General features: G+C 68.8%; 4 protein-coding genes and 1 pseudogene. 2 read left to right on the top strand and 3 right to left on the bottom strand.

Annotated features, from left to right (window positions below; translation table 11 throughout):
- Positions 1-26: 26 nt before the first annotated feature.
- The 3 genes from AB4880_RS05025 to AB4880_RS05015 are packed head-to-tail and all read right to left on the bottom strand — an operon-like array spanning position 27 to position 2,588.
- The gene (locus AB4880_RS05025; protein ID WP_367918106.1) at positions 27-1,124 is read right to left on the bottom strand and encodes a 2Fe-2S iron-sulfur cluster-binding protein; all 1,098 of its coding nucleotides are present in this window, start codon (positions 1,122-1,124) and stop codon (positions 27-29) included.
- Between the two features lie 25 nt (positions 1,125-1,149).
- Entirely contained in the window at positions 1,150-1,452 is a 303-nt protein-coding gene (locus AB4880_RS05020; RefSeq protein ID WP_367918105.1) for a hypothetical protein, read from the bottom strand.
- Between the two features lie 14 nt (positions 1,453-1,466).
- Positions 1,467-2,588 (bottom strand): 3-ketosteroid-9-alpha-monooxygenase, oxygenase component, encoded by a 1,122-nt coding sequence (locus tag AB4880_RS05015; protein WP_367918104.1) that lies wholly within the window; start codon positions 2,586-2,588, stop codon positions 1,467-1,469.
- 73 nt (positions 2,589-2,661) lie between these two features.
- Here AB4880_RS05015 and AB4880_RS05010 point away from each other — a divergent pair, with 73 nt between their 5' ends.
- Both AB4880_RS05010 and AB4880_RS05005 read left to right on the top strand, forming a co-directional pair.
- Positions 2,662-3,852, top strand: coding sequence for an acyl-CoA dehydrogenase family protein (locus tag AB4880_RS05010; protein ID WP_367918103.1), 1,191 nt, complete (start codon positions 2,662-2,664; stop codon positions 3,850-3,852).
- Between the two features lie 11 nt (positions 3,853-3,863).
- Positions 3,864-4,173: pseudogene (locus AB4880_RS05005) on the top strand (acyl-CoA dehydrogenase family protein); the annotation flags it as partial.

The raw sequence follows: 4,173 nt of genomic DNA, 5'->3' as shown, positions 1-4,173 counted from the left end.
GGCACCTCAGCCGAGGCGGCGCGCGCTCAGCTGTAGGTGATCTTGACCGTGTCGGTCAGCGGCACCGACTGGCAGCCGAGGCGGATCCCGTCCTCGAGGTCGTCCTTGTCGAGCACGTCGTTGAACAGCATCTTCACGTCACCCTCGAGCAGCCGGATGGCGCAGGCCGAGCACTCCCCCTCGCGGCACGAGTACGGCGCCTTGACGCCCTTGCTCTCCAGGAAGTCCAGCAGCGTGGTCCGCGGGTCCCAGTCGTCGAAGGTGTACTCGTCGCCGTCGAGCTCGACCTCGACCTTGACCGGCCCGGCCGGCGCGTCGGCGAACACATCGGCCGCGGGACCGTCGTCGTCCGACTCGGCCAGGGCGATCTCGGCCTCGACCTCCTGCAGCTCCTCGAGGTCGCCGAAGGGGTTGCCGCCGAGGGAGACGAACTTCTCCTGGTGGCGCAGGCTGCGCGGGACCTCGAGCTCCTTGAGCACCGTGGTCACCATCTTCATGAACGGCGCCGGGCCGCACACGAACGAGTCCCAGCCCAGGTACGACGACGCGAACGCCTTCATCTGAGCCTCGGTCGGCAGCCCCTGCACCGACTCCAGCCAGTGGACGACCTGCAGCCGGTCGGGGTTCTCGGCGGCGAGCCGGGTGAGCTCGGCGGCGAAGATGACCGAGCTCTCGTCGCGGTTGGCGTAGAAGACCACGATCCTGCCCGTGCCCTCGTCGAGCGCGGTGCGGGTGATCGACATGATCGGCGTCACGCCGGAGCCGCCGGCGAAGAGCAGCAGGTCGGCGTCGAGGGAGGCCGGGGTGAAGATGCCGGACGGCGGCAGCACGCGCAGCGTGTCACCGACGGCGAGGTTGTCGCAGATCCAGTTGGACGCGTAGCCCTCGGCGGTGCGCTTGACCGTGACGGTGAGCGGGCCGCCGTCGTGGGGGCTGCTGGAGAGCGAGTAGCAGCGCGCGGCGATGCCGGTCTGGTCGCTCGGCACGGCGACGGTCAGGAACTGGCCGGGCTTGTAGGCGAACCTCTCCTCCGCGCCCGCGGGCACGGCGAAGCTGATCGACTTGGCGTCGGCGGTCTCCTCGACCACGCCGACGACGTCCAGCACGAAGGACTCGATGTCCACGGATCTCCCTACGAATAAAGATGGCTCAGTAGCCGTCGAACGCGCCGATCGGGACAGCTCCGGCCCGAACGGCGTCGTCGATGCTAGCCATCATCCGGGGGCAGGGCTTGTGCATGTCCCGCCCTCCGGGCTGTTGGTCTCGTCTCACGAACTCTTGACAATCGGTCCAGCTCTGTCCACTCCACTGGACCGAGGTGTGGTGCTCGCTGTTCTTCTTGACCCGGACCTTGGCCAGGCAGTCGAGGCAGGACACCTCCACCATCCGGTCCTCGGTGTAGTGCCGGCGGTCGTCGAGGGTCTCCTCGCTGGTCGGCACGAAGGACGCCATGGCGGACCAGTCCCTCAGACGTCTGCCGCGCGGCGGGCCAGGTTCTCGGCGACCTCGGCGTGCCAGTACTCGTTGGCCTTGGTGGTGTCGACCTCGAACTCGAAGCGGTCGGTCATCTCCGGCGCGACGTCGGCAGCGTCGACGTAGAACTGCTCGTACCAGCGACGCAGCTGGTAGACGGGGCCGTCCTCCTCGCAGAGCAGCGGGTTCTGGACGGCGACCTTGTTCTCCCAGATCGCGACGTCCTGCAGGAAGCCGTCGCCGAACGACTCGGTGTAGCGCTCGGCGATGTAGGCGCAGGTCTTCTCGTCGAGGCCCTCGGGCTTGCGCACGCTGATGCCGTACTGCAGCAGGAACGAGCTCGGCCCGGTCGGGATGTGGCAGTTGATGAGGATGACCTCGGTGATGAAGCCCTTGTAGTCGACCTCGAGCCAGTTGATCATGTACGACGGCCCGTAGTAGGTCGCGACCGACTTGAGCGTCGAGTTCTCGTCGCCGTAGCCGCCGCCCATGGTGTCGGGACGGCCCTTCGACTCCATGAACTGGGTGGCCGTGTGGCCCTCGAAGATGTTGCGGAAGCTCGTCGGGAAGGCGAAGTGCACGTAGTAGAAGTGCGCCATGTCGGCGACGTTGTCGATCAGCTCACGGCAGTGCGAGCCGTTGATCTCCTTCGTGTGCCACGACCACGGCGTGTACTTGTCGCTCATCACGTCCGGCAGCTCGGGCGGCAGGATCTCGTGGTCGGCGGCGGAGCCCTCGGGGTCGTGCCAGATCATCAGCTGACCGTTGCGGACGACCGTCTCGTAGCGCTGGGTCCGCGCCCGGAGCGGGACGCGCCGCGCGTACGGGATCGCCTTGCACTTGCCGTCGCCGCCCCAGCGCCAGTCGTGGAAGGGGCAGGCGATCTCGTCGCCCTTGACCTCGCCCTGGGTCAGGTCGCCGCCCATGTGGCGGCAGTAGCCGTCGAGCACGTTGAGCGCGCCCTTGCTGTCCTGCCACACGACCAGCTTGGTCCCGAAGCCCTCGATCGCGTGGGGCTTGCCGTCGCTGAAGTCCGCGGCGAGGCCGAGACAGTGCCACCCGCGCGCGAAACGGGTCGGCGCGGTTCCCTGGTCGAGAAGTCGGGTGTCGGTCATGTAGAACACGTTACAGTTTTGCCGTTAGGCTGACAACAACCGGCCCAACCCCGGCCCCGTGACAGGAGACCCGATGCACATCGACCTGGAGCCCCAGCAGGTAGCCCTGCGCGACGAGCTCCGCGAGTACTTCGCCCAGCTCGTGACCCCCGAGATCCGCGCCGGACTCGCCTCGGCGACCGGCGAGTTCGGCGAGGCGAGCGTCTACAAGGACGTCATCCGCCAGATCGGCAAGGACGGCTGGCTGGGCATCGGCTGGCCCAAGGAGTACGGCGGCCAGGCGCGCTCCATGGTCGAGCAGCTGATCTTCACCGACGTCGCCGCCATCGCGGGCGTGCCGATCCCCTACCTGACGCTCAACACCGTCGGACCGACGATCATGCGCTTCGGCAGCGATGAGCAGAAGGAGTACTTCCTCCCGAAGATCCTCGCCGGCGAGCTGCACTTCTCGATCGGCTACTCCGAGCCCGGCTCCGGCACCGACCTCGCCTCGCTGAAGACCAAGGCGACGCTCGAGGGCGACGAGTGGGTCATCAACGGCCAGAAGATGTGGACCTCGCTCATCCAGTACGCCGACTGGCTGTGGATGGCCTGCCGCACCGAGCCCGACGCGCCCCGCCACAAGGGCCTGTCGATGATCCTGGTCCCGGCCGACGCGCCCGGCGTCTCGTACACCCCGGTCCACACCGTCGCCGGTGTCGGCACGTCGGCGACGTACTACTCCGACGTCCGCGTCCCCGCCTCCAACCTGGTGAGCGAGCGCGGCGGCGGCTGGGCGCTGATAACCAACCAGCTCAACCACGAGCGCGTCGCGCTGACGTCGGCCGCTCCCCTGCAGCACTCGCTGACCCTGGTCAAGGACTGGGCCGCCGCGACCCGCAACCCCGATGGCACGCGGGTCATCGACACCGAGTGGGTGCAGATCGCCCTCGGCCGCGCGCACGCCCGGATCGAGGCGCTCACGCTCATCAACTGGAAGCTCGCGGCGGACGCCGACCACGGCGTCGCGCTGTCGCCCGCCGAGGCGTCGGCGACCAAGATCTACGGCTCCGAGCTGGCGACCGAGGTCTACCGCTCGCTGATGGAGGTCGTCGGCCCGCACGCCGGCGTCACCGCGGACTCGCCGGGCGCCGTCCTGGCGGGCCGTCTCGAGCGCTTCCACCGCTCGTCGCTGGTGATGACCTTCGGCGGCGGCACCAACGAGATCCAGCGCGACATCATCGGGTACGTCGGCCTCGGCCTGCCCGCCGCCAAGCGAGCCTGAGGAGCACGGACATGGACTTCCTCTTCACCCCCGAGCAGGACGAGGCCGCCGAGCTCACGGCGCAGATCCTCAAGGACAAGACCACCAACGAGCGGCTCAAGCAGGTCGAGGCCGGCGGCGACCGCTTCGACCGCGAGCTGTGGGCGACGCTCGGCGACGCCTTCGACTGGACCGAGCTGGACCTGATCACGCTCGCGCGCGTGCTCGTCGAGGTCGGCCGCCACGTCGCGCCGGTCCCGCTCGCGACCCACACCGCGTGCACGACGCTGCTCACGGGCGCGGGCCTCAGCGCCGACCGCGGCCTCTACGCGGCCGCGGTCG

The sequence above is a fragment of the Nocardioides ginsengisoli genome, from assembly GCF_039537225.1.
In the GTDB taxonomy this organism is placed as follows: Bacteria; Actinomycetota; Actinomycetes; order Propionibacteriales; family Nocardioidaceae; genus Nocardioides; species Nocardioides ginsengisoli.
The sequence above is the reverse complement of the archived record's forward strand: the minus strand, read 5'-3'. Positions and strand labels throughout refer to the sequence as shown.

Coding starts and splice junctions, on each gene's coding strand:
- AB4880_RS05020 (WP_367918105.1), bottom strand. CDS start 1,452: ATGGCGTCCTTCGTGCCGACCAGCGAGGAGACCCTCGACGACCGCCGG.
- AB4880_RS05015 (WP_367918104.1), bottom strand. CDS start 2,588: ATGACCGACACCCGACTTCTCGACCAGGGAACCGCGCCGACCCGTTTC.
- AB4880_RS05010 (WP_367918103.1), top strand. CDS start 2,662: ATGCACATCGACCTGGAGCCCCAGCAGGTAGCCCTGCGCGACGAGCTC.